Here is a 278-nt window from a genome sequence, read left to right on the forward strand (position 1 = left end):
GGATCCAGTCCAAGTTCACCTCATACTTTTCTGCCTGCAAGGCAGCGGTAATAATGCCCACCATGATTGCGTGCTCTCTGGCAGTCACACCAGGGCCGTTAACGCGCTTGCAGGAAGCATTGGTTTTGAACCTTTGCATCTGCACAGCCTCTGGCGGTGCCCCAGTTTCTTGTTGCAGCTGGTCAAGGTAATCAATCGCGTCACTGATCTTGTCGACGAGGCTATCCCAGCGGGATTGTAGTTTTTCTGCCGCCCATTCGGGGATATCGCCTGCGTCT

General features: G+C 54.0%; 1 protein-coding gene. It reads right to left on the reverse strand.

Going from position 1 to position 278, the window contains the following annotated elements:
• Nucleotides 1–278: hypothetical protein (locus tag QP415_RS11680; protein ID WP_285100189.1), on the reverse strand; the 278-nt coding region annotated here is incomplete at both ends.

Origin of the sequence: Pauljensenia sp. UMB3104 (assembly GCF_030217285.1) — a bacterium.
In the GTDB taxonomy this organism is placed as follows: Bacteria; Actinomycetota; Actinomycetes; order Actinomycetales; family Actinomycetaceae; genus Pauljensenia.